The 23,240-nt window shown below is 41.9% G+C and carries 21 protein-coding genes; 1 reads left to right on the top strand and 20 read right to left on the bottom strand.

Features of this window, described 5'->3' with window-relative positions:
• Positions 1-114: 114 nt before the first annotated feature.
• From IGK01_RS06620 to IGK01_RS06595, 6 genes are all read right to left on the bottom strand, one after another.
• The gene (locus IGK01_RS06620; RefSeq protein WP_438840591.1) at positions 115-1,263 is read right to left on the bottom strand and encodes an LCP family protein; all 1,149 of its coding nucleotides are present in this window, start codon (positions 1,261-1,263) and stop codon (positions 115-117) included.
• Between the two features lie 114 nt (positions 1,264-1,377).
• Positions 1,378-2,238, bottom strand: a complete 861-nt coding sequence (locus tag IGK01_RS06615) for a shikimate dehydrogenase (RefSeq protein ID WP_438840590.1) — start codon at positions 2,236-2,238, stop codon at positions 1,378-1,380.
• A 181-nt stretch (positions 2,239-2,419) separates the two neighbouring features.
• Entirely contained in the window at positions 2,420-3,190 is a 771-nt protein-coding gene (locus IGK01_RS06610; RefSeq protein ID WP_023519632.1) for an ABC transporter ATP-binding protein, read from the bottom strand.
• 2 nt (positions 3,191-3,192) lie between these two features.
• Complete coding sequence (locus IGK01_RS06605) at positions 3,193-4,074, bottom strand: ABC transporter permease (protein WP_409173917.1); 882 nt, start codon at positions 4,072-4,074, stop codon at positions 3,193-3,195.
• Positions 4,071-5,096 carry a tryptophan ABC transporter substrate-binding protein gene (gene trpX, locus IGK01_RS06600; protein ID WP_023519631.1) on the bottom strand — a complete coding sequence of 342 codons (1,026 nt, stop codon included), beginning with the start codon at positions 5,094-5,096 and terminating at the stop codon, positions 4,071-4,073. The genes IGK01_RS06605 and trpX overlap by 4 nt, the downstream gene beginning before the upstream one ends.
• Before the next feature lie 422 nt (positions 5,097-5,518).
• A complete protein-coding gene (locus IGK01_RS06595) occupies positions 5,519-6,145 on the bottom strand; it encodes a hypothetical protein (protein ID WP_023519630.1) in 627 nt (208 codons plus the stop codon).
• A gap of 192 nt (positions 6,146-6,337) precedes the next feature.
• On the opposite strand from IGK01_RS06595, the gene efbA reads away from it, so the two are divergent.
• Positions 6,338-8,038 carry a fibronectin-binding protein EfbA gene (gene efbA / locus IGK01_RS06590; protein ID WP_153829855.1) on the top strand — a complete coding sequence of 567 codons (1,701 nt, stop codon included), beginning with the start codon at positions 6,338-6,340 and terminating at the stop codon, positions 8,036-8,038.
• A 77-nt stretch (positions 8,039-8,115) separates the two neighbouring features.
• Here the strand turns inward: efbA and IGK01_RS06585 are convergent, their stop codons facing one another.
• The 14 genes from IGK01_RS06585 to pyrR all read right to left on the bottom strand — a co-directional run bounded on the left by IGK01_RS06585 (position 8,116) and on the right by pyrR (position 23,217).
• A complete protein-coding gene (locus IGK01_RS06585; RefSeq protein WP_438770702.1) occupies positions 8,116-9,051 on the bottom strand; it encodes an ETX/MTX2 family pore-forming toxin in 936 nt (311 codons plus the stop codon).
• Between the two features lie 208 nt (positions 9,052-9,259).
• On the bottom strand, positions 9,260-10,162 hold the full coding sequence (locus IGK01_RS06580) for a LysR family transcriptional regulator (protein WP_010735506.1): 903 nt from the start codon (positions 10,160-10,162) through the stop codon (positions 9,260-9,262).
• Entirely contained in the window at positions 10,159-10,860 is a 702-nt protein-coding gene (locus tag IGK01_RS06575) for a carbonic anhydrase family protein (RefSeq protein ID WP_010735507.1), read from the bottom strand. The genes IGK01_RS06580 and IGK01_RS06575 overlap by 4 nt, the downstream gene beginning before the upstream one ends.
• Positions 10,861-10,901: 41 nt before the next feature.
• A complete protein-coding gene (locus IGK01_RS06570; RefSeq protein WP_010735508.1) occupies positions 10,902-11,543 on the bottom strand; it encodes a YfbR-like 5'-deoxynucleotidase in 642 nt (213 codons plus the stop codon).
• Positions 11,544-11,739: 196 nt separating this feature from the next.
• The gene (pyrE, locus tag IGK01_RS06565) at positions 11,740-12,372 is read right to left on the bottom strand and encodes an orotate phosphoribosyltransferase (RefSeq protein WP_010735509.1); all 633 of its coding nucleotides are present in this window, start codon (positions 12,370-12,372) and stop codon (positions 11,740-11,742) included.
• A gap of 3 nt (positions 12,373-12,375) precedes the next feature.
• Entirely contained in the window at positions 12,376-13,086 is a 711-nt protein-coding gene (gene pyrF / locus IGK01_RS06560) for an orotidine-5'-phosphate decarboxylase (RefSeq protein WP_438840589.1), read from the bottom strand.
• Positions 13,083-14,012 (bottom strand): dihydroorotate dehydrogenase, encoded by a 930-nt coding sequence (locus IGK01_RS06555; protein ID WP_438840588.1) that lies wholly within the window; start codon positions 14,010-14,012, stop codon positions 13,083-13,085. Before IGK01_RS06555 ends, pyrF begins: the two co-directional genes overlap by 4 nt.
• The gene (locus tag IGK01_RS06550) at positions 14,009-14,785 is read right to left on the bottom strand and encodes a dihydroorotate dehydrogenase electron transfer subunit (RefSeq protein WP_062805262.1); all 777 of its coding nucleotides are present in this window, start codon (positions 14,783-14,785) and stop codon (positions 14,009-14,011) included. The genes IGK01_RS06555 and IGK01_RS06550 overlap by 4 nt, the downstream gene beginning before the upstream one ends.
• A gap of 85 nt (positions 14,786-14,870) precedes the next feature.
• Positions 14,871-18,056 carry a carbamoyl-phosphate synthase large subunit gene (gene carB / locus IGK01_RS06545; RefSeq protein WP_438840587.1) on the bottom strand — a complete coding sequence of 1,062 codons (3,186 nt, stop codon included), beginning with the start codon at positions 18,054-18,056 and terminating at the stop codon, positions 14,871-14,873.
• Entirely contained in the window at positions 18,056-19,135 is a 1,080-nt protein-coding gene (locus IGK01_RS06540; protein WP_010735514.1) for a carbamoyl phosphate synthase small subunit, read from the bottom strand. Before IGK01_RS06540 ends, carB begins: the two co-directional genes overlap by 1 nt.
• Before the next feature lie 4 nt (positions 19,136-19,139).
• Positions 19,140-20,420 (bottom strand): dihydroorotase, encoded by a 1,281-nt coding sequence (locus IGK01_RS06535; RefSeq protein ID WP_349519410.1) that lies wholly within the window; start codon positions 20,418-20,420, stop codon positions 19,140-19,142.
• Between the two features lie 20 nt (positions 20,421-20,440).
• Entirely contained in the window at positions 20,441-21,367 is a 927-nt protein-coding gene (locus IGK01_RS06530) for an aspartate carbamoyltransferase catalytic subunit (RefSeq protein ID WP_023519624.1), read from the bottom strand.
• Positions 21,368-21,379: 12 nt separating this feature from the next.
• The gene (locus tag IGK01_RS06525) at positions 21,380-22,663 is read right to left on the bottom strand and encodes a solute carrier family 23 protein (RefSeq protein WP_010735517.1); all 1,284 of its coding nucleotides are present in this window, start codon (positions 22,661-22,663) and stop codon (positions 21,380-21,382) included.
• 14 nt (positions 22,664-22,677) lie between these two features.
• A complete protein-coding gene (gene pyrR, locus IGK01_RS06520) occupies positions 22,678-23,217 on the bottom strand; it encodes a bifunctional pyr operon transcriptional regulator/uracil phosphoribosyltransferase PyrR (RefSeq protein WP_029594119.1) in 540 nt (179 codons plus the stop codon).
• Between the last annotated feature and the right edge of the window lie 23 nt (positions 23,218-23,240).

The raw sequence follows: 23,240 nt of genomic DNA, 5'->3' as shown, positions 1-23,240 counted from the left end.
AAGTAAATCAATTATAAAACTATTCTTATAGCAAGCAAAATAAATTAACATCACAAAAAGACTCTTCTAGAACTAAATACTTCTAGAAAAGCCTTTTTAACAAAACATCAACGATCATTTACTCAAAAATTGTTCAATCTTTTCACGGTTCATTTGTTTATCTAATACGAGGATACTACCCGCATAATCACTTTGACCATAGCTCCAAGTATTATCAGCTGGGACACTTAAACGGTCGATTCCGCCAGCACCACGTAAGATAGAGAAACTATTTCTGACTAAAAAAGTCATCGGTACATCGGTGGATGTATAACCGATTGCTTTTCCGGCAGCATATGGCGCGCGGATCAAGTTCAATGGATTTTTTAGTTGTCCAAAAATCGCATCCATTACTTGTTGCTGTCTGCGGACGCGACCGAAGTCGCCTTCTTCATCCATCCGGAAACGCGCATATTGCAACAGCACATGACCGTCCATCCGTTGTTTGCCTTTAGCGATATCAACACCGTCTAGATTCAAGTCTTTTTCAGCATCGATCGACACGCCATTCATGAACATGGCATCAATCACTTTTTCGAATGATTTGAAATCGACTTTCATGTAGTATTGACAGTTCAGCCCAAAGTTTTCTAACAAGGTTTGTCGGACTAACTCAGCGCCACCATAAGCATAAGCTGCATTGATTTTATTGTCTCCGACCCCAGGGATCGTCACGAAGCTATCCCGCATGAATGAGATCAATTTGGGTTTACGAGCTGGTCCATCTAATTGCAGAACCATGATCGTATCTGCTCGTCCCGCATCTTCACCCCTTGTATCGCTTCCTAAAATCAAAATATTGTGTGCGCCGCTTATTGATTGGGTGCCATTGAATGTTTCTGAAGTCGCTGGTTCCAGTGACTGATCATTTTCAGCCACGAACTTGCCGACGAAAAATGAAATCAGTGAAAAGACAAACAAGACTAGTAAAATTCCTAAAATGATTTTCCACCAAGACCGCTTCTTACGTGGACCTTTGGGCTGTTTCTTTTTAAAGAGTCCTTTTTTCTGGGGTGGTTGTTCTGAATGAACGTGTTCTTCGTAAGGCGTTGAGTATCGAGAATCACTTGGACGTTCTTCATAAGTTTGTTCGTAAGAAGGGATTGCTTCCTCTTCAGGCTCTGCCTGTTTCTTACTTGCGCGTCGCCAAGATAGCGGCGATGACTTTTCTTTGATTGGTTTTGCTTTTTTATGGATGTTCTGATAGCGATCCATCCGACTCATTTGATTTCCTCCCTTTGTTCAACTCAGTAAAATCATACGATACTTCTTAATGAAAAACAGTAAGATCGTTGTAAATTTAACTAAAAGCTAACGAATCCTTTGATATCACTCGTTTCATCTCTTTGAAACGAGTAAAGGTTGGATCTCTTCAATCGGCATGGTCTCGCCTGTCCAAAGCTCAAAGGCAATTGCTCCTTGGTACATCAGCATCCCTAGCCCATTTCGTATGAGACAACCGATTGCTTTGGCTTCTTTTAGAAAGCGTGTTTCTTTAGGGGAATAAATCAAATCAAAAACTGCGAGTTTCTTATGGAGAAACTGAGGATCAATTGGCATCAACTCTTTTTTTTTGCCCATGCCCATATCGGTACCATTGATCAAAAGGTCCGTATCTTCTAGATCTTTTTTCAACTGCTCAGTATCTGCATAATCTTTGACGATGATGGAACAGTTGGTTTGTTCCGCAACTCTCTCAAAATCCGCAACGACACTCGCAAAAGTAGCATTCTTCCGTTTATAGATGACGATTTCTTTTGCTTGATCTAACGCCGCTTGAACAACGATTGCTTTCGCTGCGCCACCTGCACCTAGCATGATTATTTTTTTGTTTTTGATTGCGACACCCGCTTCGTGTACTGAACGCATGAAGCCCATGCCATCCGTATTATAGCCGATCAAGCGGTTGTCTCGATGAACGATTGTATTAACAGCACCTATCAACTGCGCTTCTTGACTTAATTCATCTAAATAAGGAATAACTGCTGTTTTGTTAGGCATGGAAAGATTGACACCTAACATATTGAATGTACGAATGCTTTCAACCGCCTGCATAAGATTCGACTGATCGACTGTGAATGCCAAGTAAACAGCATCGATCGAACGAGCTTGAAAGGCTGTATTATGCATCAATGGAGATAAACTATGGGTAACGGGAGATGCAAAAATCCCTGCTAATCTTGTTTTTCCTGAAATCATGGAACGCCTCCTATAATACGCTAAAAATGCCGCGTCCATTCGTAGAACCTACGAAGGAACAAGCGGCATCAATCATTTTTCTGATATGAATCGTATTGATTTTGATTGTTATTATACCTGCTATCACAAGTATAAATTGAAGGAAACAAACTTGTCAAACGGAGATAGCGTTCTCGAATGACTAATCGATGACTTCTTCGAAGAAGTGTAAGAGATCGTTCATGGATAATGCTTGTTTTTCTTCTTTCGCTAAGTCTTTGACGATCCGGCCTTTTTGTAAGACGATCAAGCGATTCCCATAGTTCAAAGCATCTTCCATACGGTGCGTGATCATCAAGCATGTTAACTTTTGCTCTGTGATGCGTTGGTTGGTCAATTCCATCAGCAGCTTGGCTGTCTTAGGATCTAGTGCTGCGGTATGTTCATCCAATAAAAGTAATTCTGGCGCTTTGATCGTTGCCATCAATAAACTTAAGGCTTGACGTTGCCCCCCTGACAATTCGCCAGCAGGTGTATCTAAATGTTGCTCTAATCCATTGCCTACTTCTTGGCATATTTTATAGAACGCTTCTTTTTGGTTTTTCAATTGACGCAAACGAAGCGGCCGTTTCTCACCTCGTTTTTGGGCTAACAATAGATTTTCTGCCACGGTCATCCGTGGTGCAGTCCCCATTTTTGGGTCTTGGAATACGCGTGATAGAAATAAAGCTCGTGCTTCTTCTGATAACTTAGTGATTGGCTGGTCTTTGAAATAAACCCCACCTTGACTTAATTGTAATGTTCCGGCAATCGTATTGAACAAAGTACTTTTGCCCGCCCCATTACCGCCAAGAACAGTGATAAAATCTCCTTCATTGATGGTCAATTGGATATCATCCAATAATACTTTTTCTTCGTGCATCCCATTGTTGACTACTTTTCTACCATTTTTGATCGTTAAGATAGCTGTCATCGTTAGACCTCCTTTTCAAAGCCAGTTTTTAATTTCAATGCTTGTTTTACTTGTGGGATCATCAGGCAAGCCGCTAAGATGATCGCTGAGAATAGTTTCAGATAAGTCGTATCAAAACCTAATTTGATAACAGCTAAAATCAATAGTTGATAGATGATGCTTCCGACAACGATTGCTAGTAAACGCTCGATCAATGTCAACTCTTGGAAAATGACTTCCCCGATGATGATTGAAGCTAGTCCGATCACGATCACGCCGATTCCTTTATTGACATCCGCATAGCCATCGTTTTGAGCGATCAATGCGCCTGATAAAGCAATTACTCCGTTAGATAAAGTCAAACCTAAGATTTTCATGCGGTCGGTTTTGATTCCTAATGAACGTGCCATTGTCTCATTATCCCCAGTGGCAATATAGCCTTGCCCTAGATCTGTATTGAAGAAGAAGATCAATACGCTGATCAATAAGCCCAGCGATAATAATCCTAATAAGACAGTGTCAAAATAATTCGGTAAATGTAGTGCGTGGAACACATCTTGTAAGACTGGATGATTCAACAATGAAAGGTTGGGTGTGCGCATCACGAACAAGATAACTGAGTTTAAACCTGACATTACTAAGATACCGGCTAAGATGACTGGAATCTTTCCTTTTGTATAAAGTAAGCCTGTAACAAGTCCAGCTGCCATTCCGGCCAAAACCCCTAGAATCGTTGCCAATAATGGACTAACGCCATGCGTGATCGCTGTTACACAGACAGCCCCACCAAGCGGGAATGAACCTTCTGTTGTCATATCAGGGAAATCTAAAATGCGGTAAGTCATAAAAATCCCTAAACCTAATATGGCCCATAACATACCTTGTGAAATTGTGGATACGATCATTGTTCTTCCTCCTTGATCTCTGTCAGTACTTTTGCATCTTGTTTGATGGATTCAGGAATCGTGATTCCTAACAGTTCTGCTTGTTTTTCATTGACGATGATATCGCCTTTATCAAACACATAGACAGGGGTGGTGGCTGGTTCTTTCCCATTTGCTAAAGCGGCTGCCATTTTACCTGTTTGTACACCTAATTCGTATTGATTGATCCCGATTGTCGCTAATCCGCCTTGTTCGACCATCGTATCGACAGAAGGAATTACTGGGATATCTGCTTTATTTGCTTCTTTGATGACCGTTTGCATCGCGTTAGCAATCGTGTTATCTAAAGGAACATAGATAAAATCAACTGATTGGCTCATGACTTGGACGGTTTGTGCAATTTCATTCGTTGAAGGGACGGCATACTTCACTGGTGTTAGTCCTTTGGCTTTTGCCGCTTCTTCTGCTTGACTGACTTGATAACGTGAATTGTCTTCTGATGATGCATAAAGAATCCCGACCGTTTTTGCTTTTGGTAATAGTTCTGTCGCTAACTGGATCTGCGCTTCCACAGGCGGTTGGTCAGAAACTCCTGTGATGTTGCCCCCTGGTGCTTCTAAACTTTTTACTAGCCCTGCCCCTACAGGATCAGTCACTGCGCCCAAGACAAGTGGGATATCTTTTGTGGTGTTTGCGATGGCTTGTGCTGCTGGTGTCGCAATACCTACGAGAACGTCTGGATTATTTTGAACCAATTGTTGACTCATGGTTGCTAACTTACTTTGGTCGGCTTGACCATTTTGGAAATTGATTTCTAGGTTTCGTCCTTCTTCCAAACCTGACTCTTTTAATCCATCTTTGATCCCTCGATAGATTTCATCTAACGCAGGGTGACTAACGAACTGTAAGACCCCAACAACTTTCTTATCACCTGTTCGATTTCCTTCAACAGGTGGCTGATCCTTGATCGTTTCGTAGATAAATGTACCGGTCAAATAGATAAGTATCAGTGCGATTACTGCGATCAATCGTTTATTTTTCATTTTTATTTCCCCTTTTTGTTATGTATTTTTTTAAATAAATCGGCTACGTTTGTAACTTTGAGCGAATGAACAAAAAAAGACAATCACCGCTGGTACGGTCATTGTCTTTTACCAACAAAAAACCGCATAGAGCCATCTATGCGGTCGTCAAATTCTTGTCCAGCATAGATACAAACTTTAGAATCGTACATTGTTGTACTCTAAAAAGTTGTATCTACGAAAAAGTTCGCCCTTGATACAACTTATCTACGCCAGTTACGCCAATTATTTTTATGTTCTGATAAAAATTGAATTGATAAGTTCATCTTGGACCATCCTTTCCTTTAAGTGTTATCCTAAGTCTAATCGAATTTTATTTATCCGTCAACTAATTTTTTATTTTTTTGACTTTTTGTTATTTATCACTAAGTATTTCGCTACAATTACTCCAAGGTACTCTCTGTTGTTTCTTCCGCTTGTTCGCCGTTTGCTAATTCTTTTTCAAGTTGTTTGATGTTGATCAGTGGCAATCGATTCAATGCAGGAACCAAGGTTTTCTCAAGTTCCTCTTTACTTTGGTCAGAAAGGACTAAGCGATTTCTCTCTTTTCCGCCATCAAAGAAAATAATAGTGATTTTATCTTTTTCGATCCCATAACGTTGTTCTAATTCTTGGGTATCATAAACGAGTGGATAGAAGAAAATCGTTCGATTCAATTCACTACTTTGTTGCGGATCTTCAAATATATCCACCACTTGCTTGTAAAGTTCACCCTTCGGCAGACTAAACATGACAGAGATGGCTCGACTATCAGTGATCTCTTGATGCGCGGAAGAAAATGGCAAAGGCTGTAACTTTTCGGAGTGTATCGAGGAATAGATCAATGAATCCACCTGTGCTTCTTTGATTTTACTCGGCAAGAAAAACATCGCGACCGTCAACAAAAATGAACAGCTCAAAAGAAGACCGATCCGTCTGAAATATTTTTGAGGATGTTGCTCAAAATCCTCTGATAAATTCGTGTAGCTCATTATGATTTTATCCTTTATCTCTACCATTAATCGCTGCATCTTCTTTTCCCCCACCTGTTCTTTCTCTAATTATACCTAAAATCAAGCGAAAGAACGAAATAAAACACTAGTTTTTCATGTAATTTCTTTCTTTATTCTCTCTTTTATAGAAGAAATCATCCGGTCCATTGGTCTTTCCTTTCTTTTTTCGTTATAATAAGTGTACTTATGAATAGAAATGAGGAATGAATCATGTCCTTTGATGGTGTATTTACCCATGCAATGATCCATGAATTGCGCGAAACACTATTATCTGGTCGGGTCTCAAAGATCCACCAACCGTATGAAAATGAAATCATTTTGGTGATTCGTTCTCGTGGAAAGAACCACCGATTGTTGTTATCTGCTCATCCAAGCTATGCCCGTGTCCAGATCACAGAGATCGATTATCAAAATCCAGAAAATCCACCGAACTTCGTGATGATGTTGCGTAAACATTTAGATGGTGCGATTTTAGAAAATATCAAGCAAATCAAAAATGACCGAGTGATCCACTTCCATTTTTCAAAGCGGGATGAACTAGGCGACTTACAAAATATTGTTTTGATCGTTGAATTGATGGGACGACACAGTACCATCGTTTTAGTGAATCAACAAACACAAAAGATCCTAGACGCGATCAAACATATCGGCAGCTCACAAAACACGTATCGTTCGTTACTCCCTGGTGTCGAATATGTCGCACCACCTGAACAAGCGGTACTTGATCCTTTTGAAGCAACAAAAGAACAAGTATTTGAACGCCTATCAAAAATCGAGCCAAATGCAAAAGCACTACAACAAGCATTTCAAGGATTAGGTCACGACACTGCATTAGAATTAGTCGAACGGATCAATCAGCGACCGAATGAAAAAATGGCTGTCTGGGAAGAATTCTTTACTGCGATCAATCAACCTACACCCACACACTATGAAGTCGGCACAAAAGAATACTTTACGCCGATCGCTTATCAAGAATTGGCAAAACAAGCCGATTCAGCACAAGAATACGCCACATTAAGCGCGTTGTTAGATGCGTTTTACCAGGAAAAAGCGGAAAAAGATCGAGCAAAACAACAAGGCGGCGAACTGATCCGTAAAATCGAAAATGAACTGAAACGTAATCGCAATAAATTGAAAAAGCGCGAGCAGACCTTGCTTGATTCAGAAAATGCGGAAGAGTTTCGTCGTGATGGCGAACTATTGACGACTTTCATGACTCAAGTTCCTCGTGGCGCGACTGAAGTGACCTTGGCGAATTATTATGAAGAGAATCAACCAATCCGGATTGCTCTTGATCCCGCCTTAACACCTAATCAGAATGCGCAAAAGTACTTTCATCGCTACCAAAAACTTAAAAATGCGGTCAAATTGATCGGGAAACAAATCGAAGAAGCGAAAAGCGAGATCCAGTACCTTGAATCTGTCCTTTCGCAATTGGAGATTGCTGGACCGATGGATATCGAAGTGATCAAAGAAGAGCTATTATCAGAGGGCTACTTGAAAAAGAAAACAAACAAAAAACAAAAGAAAGCAAAACCTTCTCAACCTGATCGCTACTTCTCTTCTGACGGCACTGAGATTTTAGTTGGTAAAAACAATCTGCAAAATGATCAATTAACCATGAAAACTGCAAGAAAAACGGATCACTGGTTGCACGCGCAAAACATTCCAGGGTCTCACGTGATCATCAAGAGTGATCAGCCTTCTGATGAAACCATTACGGAAGCTGCTGAACTAGCTGCGTATTACTCCAAATATCGCCACTCTGCACAAGTGCCTGTGGATCTAGTGCAAGTCAAACATATTCGCAAACCGAATGGCGCTAAACCAGGATATGTGATTTACGAAAACCAAAAAACGATCATTGTGACGCCAGAAGAAGAAAAAATCCAAGCAATGACGAAAGATTGATTTTGCTAAAAAAACCGACGTCAAGAAGTCATGACTTCTGACGATCGGTTTTTTTGTGTGTTTAAAACTATCTTCAATTAAAATTGGTAGCCTGTCGCAATGATTTCTTTTGTGCCAGTTGTACGGTCAAAGGCTTCTAAGACAAATCCTGAACCATAATCGACACGATAGGTACCAGCACCAATTTTATGTCCTGCCACATTTGCATCGACTTTCTTCCAGTTATTACGAGTTTCTGTGATATAGCGATACCAATAACTATCTGACAGCACTTGGCGGTCGCCAACTACCATTCCAAGTCCATATGTATGGATGCGCCCAGCAGCATCTTTTTTGTATGGGATATCTGCTCGGATGCGTTCTTGCAAATCAACCGTTCCTGTTGCTTCACCCGTATAAAATACCCAATTGACTTCGACTGTATGTCCCGGTCGAACATTGATGGCTTGACCAGGAACAGTCCAGCCTTTTTGTGTCTCCCGTGTATGCGAAGTGGTTGTACTAAAATTGTAACTTAATTCAAGACCCATACTTGCCGAGCCAAACATTGGTACCCTGATTTCAGTACTCGCTGATGTAGAAATACCTGCAGAATGTGTGGTTGATGTCGTAATCGAATCTATATAAGTTTCGGTATAAGAAGGTGTGGTAAACGTTTGATCTTGATTTGTTTGATTATGAAAAACACTTGTATTCACAGTTTTTGACGTTTGTTTCGTTCCCATATCACTATTGACTCCTACTGAATAGGATTGACTGGACACATTTTTTGGATTGTATTCATTGCCAGTGAGTCTTTCATTCACACCAATATCTCCCCATTGATACATTTGGTAGGATAAAGCATAGGCCATCGTACTCATGCGATCGATCGTGCTTTGATTGACCGATTTCAAATACCCTTCTCCGATTTGTGGAAGCGAATCATCCGCACAAGCAACAGACTCCCCTTTAAATAGTCCTACACTCGTCGCTCCCACTACTCCTAACATTAATTTAATTACTTTTTTCATTTTGCTGATCCCCTTTATCATTATTGATAAACCGATGATGAAATCGTTACCGATCGTTTTATTAATGATATTATGTACTTTACTGCAACAATACAGTCAGACTTGAAAGAACAAAAAAATAAGCCTGAAATCAACATTCACTGATTTCACGACTTATCTTTTGCTTTACCTTCTTTTCCAATGAAAGGATTGATTCGATTTTAAACGTTCACTTCACCTGTTTCATCACCTGTTGGATACTTGTGATAAACTTCTTGGCGATATCACTTAATGGCTGCTTTCCAGAATAAATGACATATAACTCATTCATCGGACTATCCGCTAAAGGAATCAAGCGTAAATATTCTTTGATCTCCCCGATCACGATGCCAGAGCCTGAAGCATAGGCATCTGTTTCTAACACAATGTTCATCAACGTGCCACGGTCACTCGTATAGATCACCGATTCTTGTTCAGGGATCTCAATTAGATCTTCATAAAAGTAAGGAAAATTATTGCCATCTTGTGTAAACCGAACTTGTGGAAATGCTGCTAACTCTTCTACCTTTATTTCTTCTTGCTGGGCAAGTGGATGGCGCTGTCTAAGAAAGATATGGGTCTTAAATGTTCCTAAAGACTGCGCGACTAATTCCCCTTGTTCTAAGTAACGCTTGATCCCAGTGCGATTATGGTCATTCATATAAAGGATACCTAACTCGCTTTGCTGCTGTTGGACTTCTTCGATCACGTTTGCTGTTGTCGTTTCCATGATCCGAAACTGCTTCACTTCTGCTTTAAACGTCTCGATCAGTTGCGCAGTCAATGGTCCTAGAAAATCATAGTGTTGTGAAGCAATCGAAAAGCTTTCTCGCTTTTCACTTTTTTGGTAATAGTTTTCCAAAGAATCTAATTGTACTAAAATCCGTTCCGCCCGTTTTAAAAAGGCTTGACCATCTTCTGTTAGATAGGCACCTCGATTCGTGCGGGTAAATAAAGTGATACTTAATTCATTTTCCAATTCTTTGATCGCTGCAGAAAGGCTTGGTTGAGAAACAAACAATTTTTTTGCTGCTTCTCGAAAACTTCCATTATTCGCTACCGCAGTGACATATTTCAATTGTTGGATGTTCATTTCGTCCCCTTGTAATAATAAATTTTTCGTTCCTTTAGTGGTTGTAATGGACGATTATTTGGTTGCGCATATTGTCCTTTGAATGGGATCAAAAAATCACGGTTCAATTGACCGACTTGATCCATGACGAACCATTGGATCGGCCCACTCGTTGGCGGAGTGGTCAATGAGCCAACGTAATGATAATGACTTTTCTGCTCAGGGAAAAAGACAGAGGCATCGGTCCAATGCTCATGGGCATCGAGATCCCATTTGTCGCCATTTTGGCGATCGTACAACCAACCCTCATCATTTGATAGATGGTACATCGCACCAACCACTAAGTTTTCTTGTCGTTCGTTCGTATGGACAAAGTGAAACTCGATATCTTCTTGTTTCCCATTGATGACGTGTTCTGACGGCATATGAAAATGGATGTCGGTCAAATAGTATTTGTCTTCATTGAAAAGAACGTAACTGATTTGATCGTATGGCACAAGATGGATCGTGTTCTTGAACTCCTTATCCGTGAAGCGTTGCTTCTGATAATGAAAAGACAGTGTTTCTTTCGTGTCACTGCTTTCTTCACATGTAACTAGAGAAATGGGCGATTGCCACTCAAATTCGGCTCCTTTTGCAAACCAATCGCACAATCCTGCCCAATGTTCCGGTCCTCTTTCACCAGAATAACCCCACTCAACATCCATATTCTTCTTCAACTAAAATTCCTCCTGAATCAGTTACCTACAAGGCACTTCGACTATTCTTTTTCTTTTTTGACAATGTTTGAAACAGCTGCTAAGAAATCCTCTTTTCCATAGAATTCTTGATTGAGCAACTCCGGAAAGATCTCCTTGAAAAAATATTGGACGGAAGGTCGATGGTCGAAGCCTTTGATCGTTGTGACTGCCTCAATAAACATCTCTTTATAGACTTTCTCCGGATTATTTTTACTGATCTCATCAAATGATTCGTACAACAAATCGATTTTATCTGAAACTGCTAATAATTCGCCTTCGACCGTATCGTCTTTTCCTTCGAACAAGCGGCGACGATAGACGTCTTGTAACGCTTCGGGAATTTCTTGATTGATGAACTCATCCGTCATTTTTTCTTCGACAGTCTGTAGCATCCCCCGCAACTCTTTACTTGCATATTTTACTGGAGTTTTGATGTCGCCGATAAAACGTTCAGTGTAATCATGGTTCAAAGCTTTTTCATACAAGAGTTTCCAATCGATTGATTGCCCATGGAGTTCTTCAATATCACCTAAGACTTGCGCAATTGAAGCCACACGATAGGAATGAGCCGCAACAGTATGTTCAGTGTGTTTGAAGAAACCTGGCGCCCGTGTGATTCTTTCTAAGTTATTTAGTCCTAAAATAAATTCATTCAATCCCATAAAGATTCCTCCTCCTTGAGATGACTTTTCCGATAATCTTATCATTAAATAACTTGAATTCGCAAATTTTCAGCTTATTATCTTTAGAGGTTTTCATTTATAAAAGAATAGTTTTTACTATGTATCATCAGGATTTACCTATTCCACAAATAGAAAAAGGGCTGAAACAACAAATGTTTTCCGCCCTTTTTTCAACTTAATCCGTCACCCAGTTCTCAGGATCTTTTTTCCATTCTTTTAGTAAAGCTAATTCTGTTTCGTCGATGGTTTTATTTTCTAAAGCAAATTCGATCAGCACAGAATAATTCGTCAAAGTAACCAATGGTAGACCCGCTGCTTCAAAGTTAGCTTTTCCTTTTGGCAACTCGTAAGTAAAGATAGCTGCGACACCTAAAACATCCGCACCTTCTCGTTTCGCTGCTTCAGCGGCTTCTAGTACACTTCCACCTGTTGAGATCAAATCTTCAATGACCACCATTTTTTGTCCTTCGAAGATCCGTCCTTCGATTTGGTTCCCTTTGCCATGAGCTTTCGCTTTGCTGCGAATATAGACCATTGGTAAGTCTAAGATCTCAGCTACCCATGCTGCATGAGGGATTCCTGCAGTTGCCGTTCCAGCAATCACTTCGACTTCTGGAAATTCTTGCTTGATTTTTTCAGCTAATCCTTGAGCGATTTCTTTTCTTACTTTTGGATAACTCATCGTGATGCGATTGTCACAATAGATGGGGCTTTTGATGCCACTTGCCCAAGTAAATGGTTGGTTTGGGCTTAAGAAAACAGCTTCGATTTCTAAAAGGTCTTTGGCAATAGTTTGTTCGATATTCATAGATCAACGACTCCATTCTGCTTTGATTGTTTGATAGGCTTGGTAAGGATCTTCTGCTTGTGTGATAGGTCGACCGACAACGATAAAGGTTGATCCGATTTCTTTTGCACGGGCTGGTGTCACGATTCTGGTTTGGTCACCAGCAACTGTTCCTTCCGGTCGGATGCCAGGGGTTAGACACGTAAATGTGTCACCTGCTTTTGCTTTGATCGATGCCACTTCAAGTGCTGAAGATACGACCCCATCTAAACCTGCTTCTTTTGCACAAGCTGCGTAGTGGATCACACTTTCTTCTAAGGGTACTTCGATCAGTTGATCATGGTACATCTCTTCTTCACTTGTGGAAGTCAGTTGCGTGATTGCTAAAAGTAAAGGTCGTTTCTTACCTTCGGGTGTTCCATCTGTCAAGCCACGCATCGCCGCTTCCATCATACGGATACCGCCGGCAGCATGGACACAAGTAATGTCTACGCCTAATTTTGCTAGGCCTCGCATCGCTTTTTCCACGGTATTTGGGATATCATGTAATTTCAAATCTAAGAAAACGTCATGTCCAGCGTCTTTTAACCAACGAACGATGATTGGTCCTTCTTGATAAAAGAGCTCCATACCGATTTTAACGAATAACTTTTCGTCTTCTGGGAAACGTTGCATAAAGGTTTCTACTTCTTGCCAAGATGAAAAATCTAAAGCAATAATTGGTCGTTGATTCATTGATTTCTACCTTCTTTCACTTCTTTGATCAATTGCTTTAAAGACTCAATGCCTAACTCGCTCATTCTCGCTGGTAGGTCTGCAATCAGTTTTGGACAGATATAAGGGTCGGTAAAGTTGGCTGTCCCAACAGCAACTGCACTTGCACCTGCCATATACATCTCCAGTACATCATCAACGGTTTGCACACCGCCCATCCCAATGATCGGCAAGTTTGAGACACTTGCCACCTGATGGATTAAACGAATAGCCACCGGTTTGATTGCTGGTCCTGAGAGACCGCCTGTTTGATTGGCAAGAATCGGTTTTCTAGTTTTCAGATCGATACGCATCCCCAGCAAGGTATTGATCATCGTAAACCCATCGGCGCCGCCAGCTTCAATAGCCTGTGCCACTGGCACGATATCCGTAACATTAGGAGATAATTTGACATAGACAGGGACATTCGCCACTTTTTTCACCGCTTGTGTCAGTTGGAACGCCACATCTGGGTCAGTACCAAAAGCAATTCCGCCATGTTTGACATTTGGACACGAGATATTAAGTTCGATGGCATGGACATTCGGTGCATCACCGATCTTGCCACAAACTTCAACATAGTCTTCTTCACAGGCGCCAGCGACATTTGCTATGATCGGCAAATCTTTATAGGTGGCTAATTCAGGTAGCGATTTTTCCATGACCACTTCCATTCCAGGATTTTGCAACCCGATCGCATTGAGCATACCAGAAGGTGTTTCTGCTACTCGCGGCGTGGGATTACCAAAGCGCGCTTTAGGTGTCGTCGCCTTGACCATGATTGCGCCAAGTTGGTTCAAATCGTAGTATTTGCCATATTCTTTGCCAAATCCAAAGCAGCCACTTGCTGGCATGATTGGATTCTTCAAGTTTAATCCTGGAAGTTTAACTGCTAAAGGGTTACTCATAAAATCACCTCTCCTGCTTGGAAAATCGGTCCTTCATCACAGACTTTCAAGCTTTTCGTTCCTGTTTCATCGCCTGGGACATGACAGACACATGCGTAACATGCACCGACACCACAGGCCATGCGAGACTCTAATGACAATTGGACGTTAGGATGACCGGCGAAAAGCTGTTCCACTGTCTTTAGTAATCCATTTGAACCGCATGCAAAAATAGCAGCAGGCTTATCTTTTGCCGCAAGTAATAGATTACCGACATTCCCATGGAGTCCATAGGTGCCGTCATCCGTTGCGATCCTTGTATCACCTAGCTTTAGAAATTCTTCTTCATAATACATTACTTCTTGTGAAGCAAAGCCTAAAAAGTGAATCGCTTTGACGCCTCGTTCCTTCAGCTGTTTCGATAGTTCGTATAAAGGAGGAACACCGATCCCTCCACCGACAATGAAGACCTCATCTTTGTTCGTTAATCCTGAAAGATCGAAGCCATTCCCTAAAGGCCCTAAGACGTCTAAAGAATCACCAGCAGTCAATTCTGCGAAATGCTTTGTTCCGTCTCCTTCTACACGGTAGATGATACGACAAGTTTTTTGTGATTGATCGATCTGGTTGATACTGATTGGTCGGCGCAACAACAAATCTGCTCGGGGTACGCGAATATGAAGGAATTGTCCAGGGCGTGTCATTTCTTGGACTAATTCCCCAGTCAGTGTCATTTCATAGATTCGTGGTGCTAGTTGCCGTTGGTGAACGATTTTCATTACTTCTTGTTTCATCTTAACACTCCTATGTTTTGGGACTTTTCGCTAGACTGCTTTGCTTTTTTCATTTTTTAAATAGGAGGGCAATTGCCCTCCACGATTAGATTGCTTGTGTTGAAAATGCTCGGGATTCCATCACGCGGACGATCGCATCCGCAGTATCAAGGGAAGTAAACAATGGCGTGCCATGCTCTACTGCTTCACGTCGAATGATAAAACCATCTTTTGACGCATTCCCACGATCTTTATCAATGGTATTGACGACCACTTGTGCTTTGCCCGCACGAATCAGGTCAACGACATTTTTCTCTTTTGTTTCCTCAGAGATTTTAGCTACTGGTGTCACCACAAGTCCGTGTTGTTCAAAGAACACTGCGGTATTTTTCGTTGCCAATAAGCTATAGCCGATTTCTGCGAAGCGTTTTGCTAGACCTAAGGCTTCTTCTTTCGTTTCATCGGCGATCGTAAACAAGACAGCACCATAATCAGGCAAGCGTAAACCAGATGCTTCGAACGCTTTATACAGCGCTTTGTCTAAGTTTTGATCCGAACCCATGACTTCACCTGTCGATTTCATCTCTGGGCCTAAATAAGTGTCCACTTTATGCAACTTCGTAAATGAGAAAACTGGCGCTTTGACATGGACGTTGGCAGTTTCAGAGTACAAACCATCTTCATAGCCTAAGTCTTTCAATTTTTCTCCTAAGATGGCTTTTGTCGCGATCTGTGCCATCGGGATATTCGTCACTTTGCTCAAGAAAGGAACCGTTCGACTCGCACGTGGGTTCACTTCGATGACATATACTTGGTTGTCATGGATCACGAATTGGATGTTCATCATCCCGATACAATTCAACCCTCGTGCTAAACGGATCGTGTAATCTTCGATTGTTTGCTTGATTTCCTCTGACAGCGCTTGTGGTGGATAAACCGCCATAGAATCGCCTGAATGGACCCCTGCACGTTCGATATGTTCCATGATTCCTGGGATCAAGACGGTTTCGCCATCACAGATCGCATCGACTTCGCACTCACTACCGATCAAGTAACGATCGACTAAGACTGGATGTTCTGGTGAAGCTTTGACCGCATGTTCCATATAATCTTCTAGATCGCGTTGGTTCTCAACGATCTCCATTGCCCGACCTCCCAAGACATAGCTTGGACGAACAAGTACTGGATAGCCGATTTTATTGGCAACTGCAACTGCTTCTTCTTTACTTGTCGCAGTATCTCCTAGTGGCTGAGGCACCCCTAATTCTTGTAACGCTTGTTCGAATAGATCACGGTTCTCCGCACGATCAAGGTCTTCGATCGTTGTGCCTAGGATTTTTACACCTGCTTTTGCTAATGGTTCAGCTAGATTGATCGCTGTTTGTCCTCCAAATTGGACGATGACACCGATTGGTTGTTCCAACTCGATGACATTCATCACATCTTCAAAAGTCAAAGGCTCAAAGTAAAGTTTATCAGAAATCGAGAAATCTGTCGAAACGGTTTCAGGATTACTATTCATGATGATTGCTTCATAGCCTGCTTGTTGAATGGCTTTGACTGAATGAACTGTTGCATAATCAAATTCTACTCCTTGTCCGATACGGATCGGTCCAGAACCAAGTACTAGAACAGACGGTTTTTCTGAACGATGGCTTTCATTTTCGATTTCATACGTACTATAGAAGTAAGGTGTGTGGGATTCAAATTCGGCAGCACACGTATCGACCATTTTGTAAACAGGTTGAATGTTCTTTTCCGTACGTAATTGGCGAATCGCTTCCGTCGTCGTTTTCCACAATTCCGCAATTTTGCGATCTGTGAAGCCATTTTGTTTCACAGCAAGAAGTAGATCCAGCTGTTTCGGTTGTGCCGAAAGCTCCTCTTCTAATTCAATGATATGCAACAATTTATCCAAGAAGAATAAATCGATTTTCGTCAAGTCTGCCAATTCTTGGATCGGATAGCCACGACGGATCGCTTCGGCTAAGTAGAATAAACGATCATCTTGTGCTCGGACGATTTTCTCCATCAAACGTTCTTCACTGACTGTCTTCAGTTCTGGCAATTCAAGGTGGTGCGCCCCGATTTCTAATGAACGAACGGCTTTTAGTAAAGATTCTTCGATGTTACGACCGATCGCCATCACTTCGCCGGTTGCTTTCATTTGCGTGCCTAAGACACGTTCACCGTTTTCGAATTTGTCGAAAGGCCAACGTGGGATTTTTGCTACTACATAATCCAATGCGGGCTCAAATTCTGCATAAGTCGTTCCTGTTACTGGATTTTTCATTTCATCCAAGGTCAAGCCTAACGCGATTTTAGCTGCTAATTTTGCGATCGGATAGCCGGTCGCTTTACTTGCTAAAGCAGAGGAGCGTGAAACACGAGGGTTCACTTCGATGACATAGTAGTTGAAACTATGAGGGTCTAATGCTAACTGAACGTTACAGCCACCTTCGATTTTCAATGCACGGATGATCGATAGTGACGCATCTCTTAACATTTGATATTCATGGTCTGCTAATGTTTGACTCGGTGCAAAGACGATTGAATCCCCTGTATGGATACCGACTGGATCGAAATTTTCCATGTTGCAGACAACGATGGCATTATCGGCAGAGTCGCGCATCACTTCATATTCGATTTCCTTGAAGCCTGCAATACTACGTTCAATCAAACATTGTGTGACGGGCGACAAGCTCAAGCCATTTTCCGCGATTTGTCGTAGTTCGGCTTCATTCTCACACATACCACCACCAGTCCCCCCTAATGTGAAGGCTGGTCGAACGATGATCGGGTAACCGATTTTATTGGCAAAGGCGACTGCTTCTTCCACCGTTGTCACGATTTCTGATTCTGGGATCGGTTGATTTAATTCTTCCATCAACTTTTTGAACAAGTCACGATCTTCTGCTTGGTCGATCGCACTTAATTTCGTCCCTAATAATTCGATGCCTAATTCGTCCAAGATTCCTGATTCAGCTAATTCCATCGCCATATTCAAACCTGTTTGCCCACCTAATGTCGGTAAGATCGCATCAGGACGTTCTTTTCGCAAAATTCGTGAGACAAATTCTAATGTGATTGGTTCTAGGTAGACTTGATCGGCAATTTCTTTATCAGTCATGATCGTTGCTGGATTGGAGTTGACTAAGACGACTTCGTAGCCTTCTTCTTTTAAAGCAAGACAAGCCTGTGTACCTGCATAGTCAAACTCAGCGGCTTGACCAATGATGATCGGACCAGAACCGATCACCATGATTTTATTGATATCTGTGCGTTTTGGCATTAGAATTGCTCCTTTCCAGCGTCCATCATTTCCATAAATTCATCAAATAAATGTAGTGCATCATGTGGGCCAGGTGCTGCATCTGGATGGAATTGCACACTGAAGGCAGGATAGCGACGGTGACGGACACCTTCGACTGTGCCATCATTGACTTCCACATGAGTGACAATTAATTTTTCCGGATCGATCGTTTGTTCATTTACCGCATAGCCATGGTTTTGTGACGTAAAATCGATTCTTCCTGTTGCAACTTCACGCACAGGATGATTCAGTCCACGATGACCAAATTTCATCTTGTACGTATCTGCACCATTTGCTAGTGCAAAAAGTTGATGCCCCAAGCAGATGCCGAAAATCGGGATTTTTCCTTGGATTTGTTTGATCATCTCGATCGCTTCTGGTACATCTTTCGGATCCCCTGGTCCATTCGTCAGCATCACGCCGTCTGGCGATAATGAAAGGATCGTTTCCGCATCCGTATTGTACGGTAAGACTGTTAAATTACAGTCACGCTTACTCAATTCACGTAAGATGCTATGTTTCAATCCAAAATCAATGACTGCCACATTTCTTCCTGTTCCTGGGCTAGGATAAGGTTTATTGGTTGAAACTTGTTGGACTTGGTTCGTTGCCAAGACGGTTGCTTTTAGTTGGTCAAACGCATGTTCAAATGTGTCGCCTGCATCCACGATACTGGCTTTCATCGTCCCAACTTCACGGATTTTTCGTGTCAACGCCCGTGTATCGATGCCAGAGATACCAGGGATTCCTTTTTGTTTCAAGAACTCGTCTAATGTCATTTGGTTACGCCAATTTGACGCAACACGTGCATGCTCTTTGACCACTACACCTTTACACGTTGGTGCAATCGATTCATAATCATCACGGTTGACGCCATAATTCCCTACCATCGGGTACGTAAATGTAATGATCTGTCCATTAAAACTTTGGTCTGTGATCGTTTCTTGATATCCTGTCATACTTGTCGTAAAGACGATTTCTCCAAACACATTGGCTGTCGCGCCAAATGATTTCCCTTTAAATACTGTGCCATCTTCTAAAATCAGCAACCGTTCCATCCAATTATTCCCCCTTATGCCAAACAAGTTTTCCGTTGACAAATGTCATCAATGTTTCCCCTTTGATTTCCCAACCGACGAAAGGTGTGTTCTCGCCTTTTGATAAGAAATCTTTTTTATCGATTACTGCAGAATGCGCAATATCGTAAACTGCCAAGTCTGCTGGTGCGCCGATCGTCAAGGTGCCAGCTTCCAAACCAAAGATGGCTGCTGGTTTGACTGCCATCCAGTCAATCACTTGCTCTAGTGTGAATTTTCCTGTTTCAACAAAATGTGTATACACGAGTTGGAAGGCTGTTTCACTTCCAACGATCCCGAAAGGTGATTGCAAGAAACTTTGACTTTTTTCTTCTAATCCGTGTGGAGCATGGTCGGTGGCAATACAATCGATCGTGCCATCAAGCAAGCCTTCGATCAATGCCTCGCGATCGGCTTTGCCTCTCAACGGTGGATTCATTTTCCAAAAACCAAAATCTTCTGGGATATCTTCATCGATCAAGATCAGATGATGCGGTGAAACCTCTGCAGTCACGTGAATCCCGGCTTTTTTCGCATCGCGGATCACCCGCACACTTTCTTTTGTTGAAACATGGCAGACATGATAGTGAACGCCTGTTGCTTCCGCTAATAGGAGATCACGAGCAATTTGAGAAGACTCAGTCACACTCAAAATACCTGGCAACCCTAGCTCTTCTGCTTTTTCTCCTGCGTGCATCACACCGCCAAATAATAATGATTCATCTTCTGTGTGAGCAACGAGTGCTTTATTGTTTTTCGCAGCTTCTTTCATCGCTAAGTACATCGTGCCTGCTGTTTGCACGCCGACACCATCATTGGTAAAAGCAAATGCGCCTTCATTGATCAATGCTTCTTGATCGACCAGTTCTTCACTTCGAAGATTTTCAGTGATCGGTGCATACTGTAATACTTTGACGACAGCATCACGTTTGATGATGTCATAGACTTGTTTTAATTTTTCTGCTGTATCAGGTACTGGGTCAAGATTTGGCATCGCACAAACAGTGGTGAACCCACCTCGAGCAGCTGCTTTCGTGCCAGCTTCGATCGTTTCCTTGTAAGTAAAGCCAGGCTCTCTCAGATGGACATGGACATCCACTAATCCAGGTGTGATCAACTGCCCTTGTGCATCAAACACTTCATCAAATTCAGCCTCAGGAAAGCCTGTACCGATTGCTTTGATCTTTCCTTCTTCGATCCAAATTTCTGCTGGTGTTGTTTCATTTCTTTTTGTATTGATTTGACCGTTTTTAATGAGTGTTTTCATGTTTCTTCCTCCTCTTATGTTTATGCTTTTCCACTTAATACAGCTTCTAAGATCGCCATTCTGACAAATACACCATTGCTCATTTGTTGAATGATCCGTGACTGTAACCCTTCAACCAGTGAATCCGCCAATTCGACATCTCGATTGACTGGTGCCGGGTGCATGATGATTGCATGTTTTTGCATTTTTTTAGCGCGTTCGACTGTCAAGCCGTACTCTTGATGATAGCCTTCTTTTGAAAAACTTTCTTTTCCATCGTGGCGTTCATGTTGCACACGTAACATCATCATGACATCGACTTGATCCAGCAAGTCATCTAGTGGTAAGTAATGACCGTAAACTTCAAATTCATCGTCATACCATTCTCTTGGACCTGAGAAGAAAACCTGTGCGCCAAGACGTTTCAACATCTGCATATTCGATTTTGCGACACGAGAATGTGTGATATCTCCGACGATCGCCACTTTCAAGCCTTCAAAATAGCCAAATTCTTCATAGATCGTCATCAAATCAAGTAAGCACTGCGTTGGATGTTGCCCGCTACCGTCACCGCCATTGATGATCGAGCATTGGATCGTTTTACTTTGGATCAATTCGTCATAGTAGTTTTCATCTCCATGACGGATAACAGCTACATCCACCCCAAGTGCAGACATCGTTAGAACGGTATCGTATAATGTTTCACCTTTTGTAACTGAACTTGTACTTGCTTCAAATTCGATCACTTCAAGACCAAGTTTCTTTTCTGCTACATCAAAACTTTTATGCGTTCGTGTACTGTTTTCAAAGAACAAGTTCGTTGCAAAATATTGGGATTTTTGTGGTGACCAAGTTGCGCCCTGTTTGAACTCTTGTCCTCGTCGGATCAACCCCATTACTTCTTGGTCTGTTAATGCTTCTACCGTTAATAAGTGTTTTAAACTGATGCGTTCTGATTTGATGATCATGCGATGTCCTCCTTAATTTTCTTCGCTGCGTGAAGTTTCTGGTAAGATAAGATTTAAAATGATTCCTAAAACTGTTGCTAGTGCCATGGCAGATAAAGTGAATGTCCCGACTTCTAGGACTAATCCCCCGATACCTACGACTAAGATGACTGAAGCAATCAATAGATTTTTCTTTTTATCAAAATCGATTTTGTTTTCGACTAAGATTTTCATCCCACTTGCCGCAATCACTCCGAATAGGATGAAACTGATACCTGAAATGACTGGGCCAGGAATACTTAATATCAAAGCACTTAGTTTGCCAATGAAGCCAAGGATCACTGCGAAGACCGCTGCGCCTCCGATCACGAACACGCTGTGTACGCGAGTGATTGCCAAGACGCCGATATTTTCACCATAACTTGTCACTGGCGGCCCACCAACAAAAGCTGCCACTAATTGAGCCAAGCCATCTCCTGTCAATGTACGGTGTAAGCCTGGATCTTCAAAGAAATTTCGTTTGGTCAATTTGTTCAAGACCATCAAATGGCCGATGTGTTCGGTCATTGTGACAAAGGCGATCGGTGCCATCGTAGTGATTGCCCCTATATATAACTTCGGTTGATATTGCACAAATGGAATCTCAAAGTTAGGCAGCGCGAACCATGGCGCATCGATGATTGGTTGGGTGTCAACGATCCCGAAAAGCAAAGCCACGATGTAACCAGAGATGATGCCAAGCAAGATCGGTAATAATCCTAGAAACCCGCGTAAGAACATATTGAAGAAAATCGTCAATCCTAAAGTGATCAACGCAACTGATAGATATTTGAAATCGTAATGGTCTTGATTGAACATCGCGTTGTTTGCTGCGTTGGCAGCTAAACCTAAACCGATGACCATGATGACTGGGCCAACCACGATCGGTGGCAAGATTTTGTCTAACCAAGCCGAACCGATTTTCTTGATGATCAACGCAACGATCAGATAGACAAGTGCTGTTGTCATCGCGCCTTGTGCGATCGCCGGGAAGCCGTCGGTTTTCATCAACATCTGCATAGCGGCGATGAACGCAAAGCTACTGCCTAGATATGCTGGAATCTTCCCTTTTGTTGTAATCAAGTAAACGATCGTTCCTAATCCTGAACTGACCAAGGCAATCCCAGGGTCGATTCCGACTAAGATCGGTACTAAGACAGTTGCACCGAACATCGTGAATAAATGCTGTAAACTTAAACCCACCCAGTGTCCAATGGTTGGTCGATCATGGATGTCTAATACCACACTATCGTTGTGGAACTTTTTTTCTTCTGCCATCTTGCCTTACTCCTCTACTTTTCCTCGTTTAAGATCATGATGCGATCTTGTCCATCTAATTCTTGCATCTCTACTAAGATTTCTTCTTTTTTTGCTGTAGGGATATTTTTTCCTACGTAATCTGCGCGGATCGGTAATTCTCGGTGTCCCCGATCAACTAGAACTGCTAGTGAGATTTTTCTTGGACGACCAAAGTCCATGACTGCATCCATTGCAGCGCGGATCGTCCGTCCTGTGTATAACACATCATCGATCAAGATAACTTCTTTTCCTTCTAAACTGACTGGAATATCTGAAGAATGCAATTCTGGTTCTTGAGCGATCTCTTTTTTATCGTCACGGTACAATGTGATATCAAGTTCTCCTACAGGTACTTCGATATTTTCGAGTTGTTTCAGACGTTCGGCAATTCGAGCAGCGATGTAGATCCCTCTCGTTTTGATTCCGACTAAGACGATCTCTTCGATACTTTGATTTCTTTCGATGATTTCGTAAGTGATACGTGTTAGCGCTCGTTTCATCGTTACTTGATCCACTACTTCTTTTGCTTGCATCATTTTTCCCCCTCCATTTTTTA

The sequence above is a fragment of the Enterococcus sp. AZ080 genome (assembly GCF_051714945.1).
Lineage (GTDB): Bacteria > Bacillota > Bacilli > Lactobacillales > Enterococcaceae > Enterococcus_B > Enterococcus_B pernyi.
This window is presented reverse-complemented; position numbering and strand designations above follow the sequence as displayed.

What these genes read in the sequence shown, in the direction of transcription:
- IGK01_RS06620 (WP_438840591.1), bottom strand. Translation starts at nt 1,263, where the DNA reads ATGAGTCGGATGGATCGCTATCAGAACATCCATAAAAAAGCAAAACCA.
- IGK01_RS06570 (WP_010735508.1), bottom strand. Translation starts at nt 11,543, where the DNA reads ATGGGATTGAATGAATTTATTTTAGGACTAAATAACTTAGAAAGAATC.
- IGK01_RS06555 (WP_438840588.1), bottom strand. Translation starts at nt 14,012, where the DNA reads ATGAGTAACCCTTTAGCAGTTAAACTTCCAGGATTAAACTTGAAGAAT.
- trpX (WP_023519631.1), bottom strand. Translation starts at nt 5,096, where the DNA reads ATGAAAAATAAACGATTGATCGCAGTAATCGCACTGATACTTATCTAT.
- IGK01_RS06535 (WP_349519410.1), bottom strand. Translation starts at nt 20,420, where the DNA reads ATGAAAACACTCATTAAAAACGGTCAAATCAATACAAAAAGAAATGAA.
- IGK01_RS06610 (WP_023519632.1), bottom strand. Translation starts at nt 3,190, where the DNA reads ATGACAGCTATCTTAACGATCAAAAATGGTAGAAAAGTAGTCAACAAT.
- pyrF (WP_438840589.1), bottom strand. Translation starts at nt 13,086, where the DNA reads ATGAATCAACGACCAATTATTGCTTTAGATTTTTCATCTTGGCAAGAA.
- pyrR (WP_029594119.1), bottom strand. Translation starts at nt 23,217, where the DNA reads ATGCAAGCAAAAGAAGTAGTGGATCAAGTAACGATGAAACGAGCGCTA.
- IGK01_RS06530 (WP_023519624.1), bottom strand. Translation starts at nt 21,367, where the DNA reads ATGATCATCAAATCAGAACGCATCAGTTTAAAACACTTATTAACGGTA.
- efbA (WP_153829855.1), top strand. Translation starts at nt 6,338, where the DNA reads ATGTCCTTTGATGGTGTATTTACCCATGCAATGATCCATGAATTGCGC.
- IGK01_RS06550 (WP_062805262.1), bottom strand. Translation starts at nt 14,785, where the DNA reads ATGAAACAAGAAGTAATGAAAATCGTTCACCAACGGCAACTAGCACCA.
- carB (WP_438840587.1), bottom strand. Translation starts at nt 18,056, where the DNA reads ATGCCAAAACGCACAGATATCAATAAAATCATGGTGATCGGTTCTGGT.
- IGK01_RS06540 (WP_010735514.1), bottom strand. Translation starts at nt 19,135, where the DNA reads ATGGAACGGTTGCTGATTTTAGAAGATGGCACAGTATTTAAAGGGAAA.
- IGK01_RS06615 (WP_438840590.1), bottom strand. Translation starts at nt 2,238, where the DNA reads ATGATTTCAGGAAAAACAAGATTAGCAGGGATTTTTGCATCTCCCGTT.
- IGK01_RS06525 (WP_010735517.1), bottom strand. Translation starts at nt 22,663, where the DNA reads ATGGCAGAAGAAAAAAAGTTCCACAACGATAGTGTGGTATTAGACATC.
- IGK01_RS06595 (WP_023519630.1), bottom strand. Translation starts at nt 6,145, where the DNA reads ATGCAGCGATTAATGGTAGAGATAAAGGATAAAATCATAATGAGCTAC.
- IGK01_RS06605 (WP_409173917.1), bottom strand. Translation starts at nt 4,074, where the DNA reads ATGATCGTATCCACAATTTCACAAGGTATGTTATGGGCCATATTAGGT.
- IGK01_RS06580 (WP_010735506.1), bottom strand. Translation starts at nt 10,162, where the DNA reads ATGAACATCCAACAATTGAAATATGTCACTGCGGTAGCGAATAATGGA.
- pyrE (WP_010735509.1), bottom strand. Translation starts at nt 12,372, where the DNA reads ATGAATATCGAACAAACTATTGCCAAAGACCTTTTAGAAATCGAAGCT.
- IGK01_RS06585 (WP_438770702.1), bottom strand. Translation starts at nt 9,051, where the DNA reads ATGAAAAAAGTAATTAAATTAATGTTAGGAGTAGTGGGAGCGACGAGT.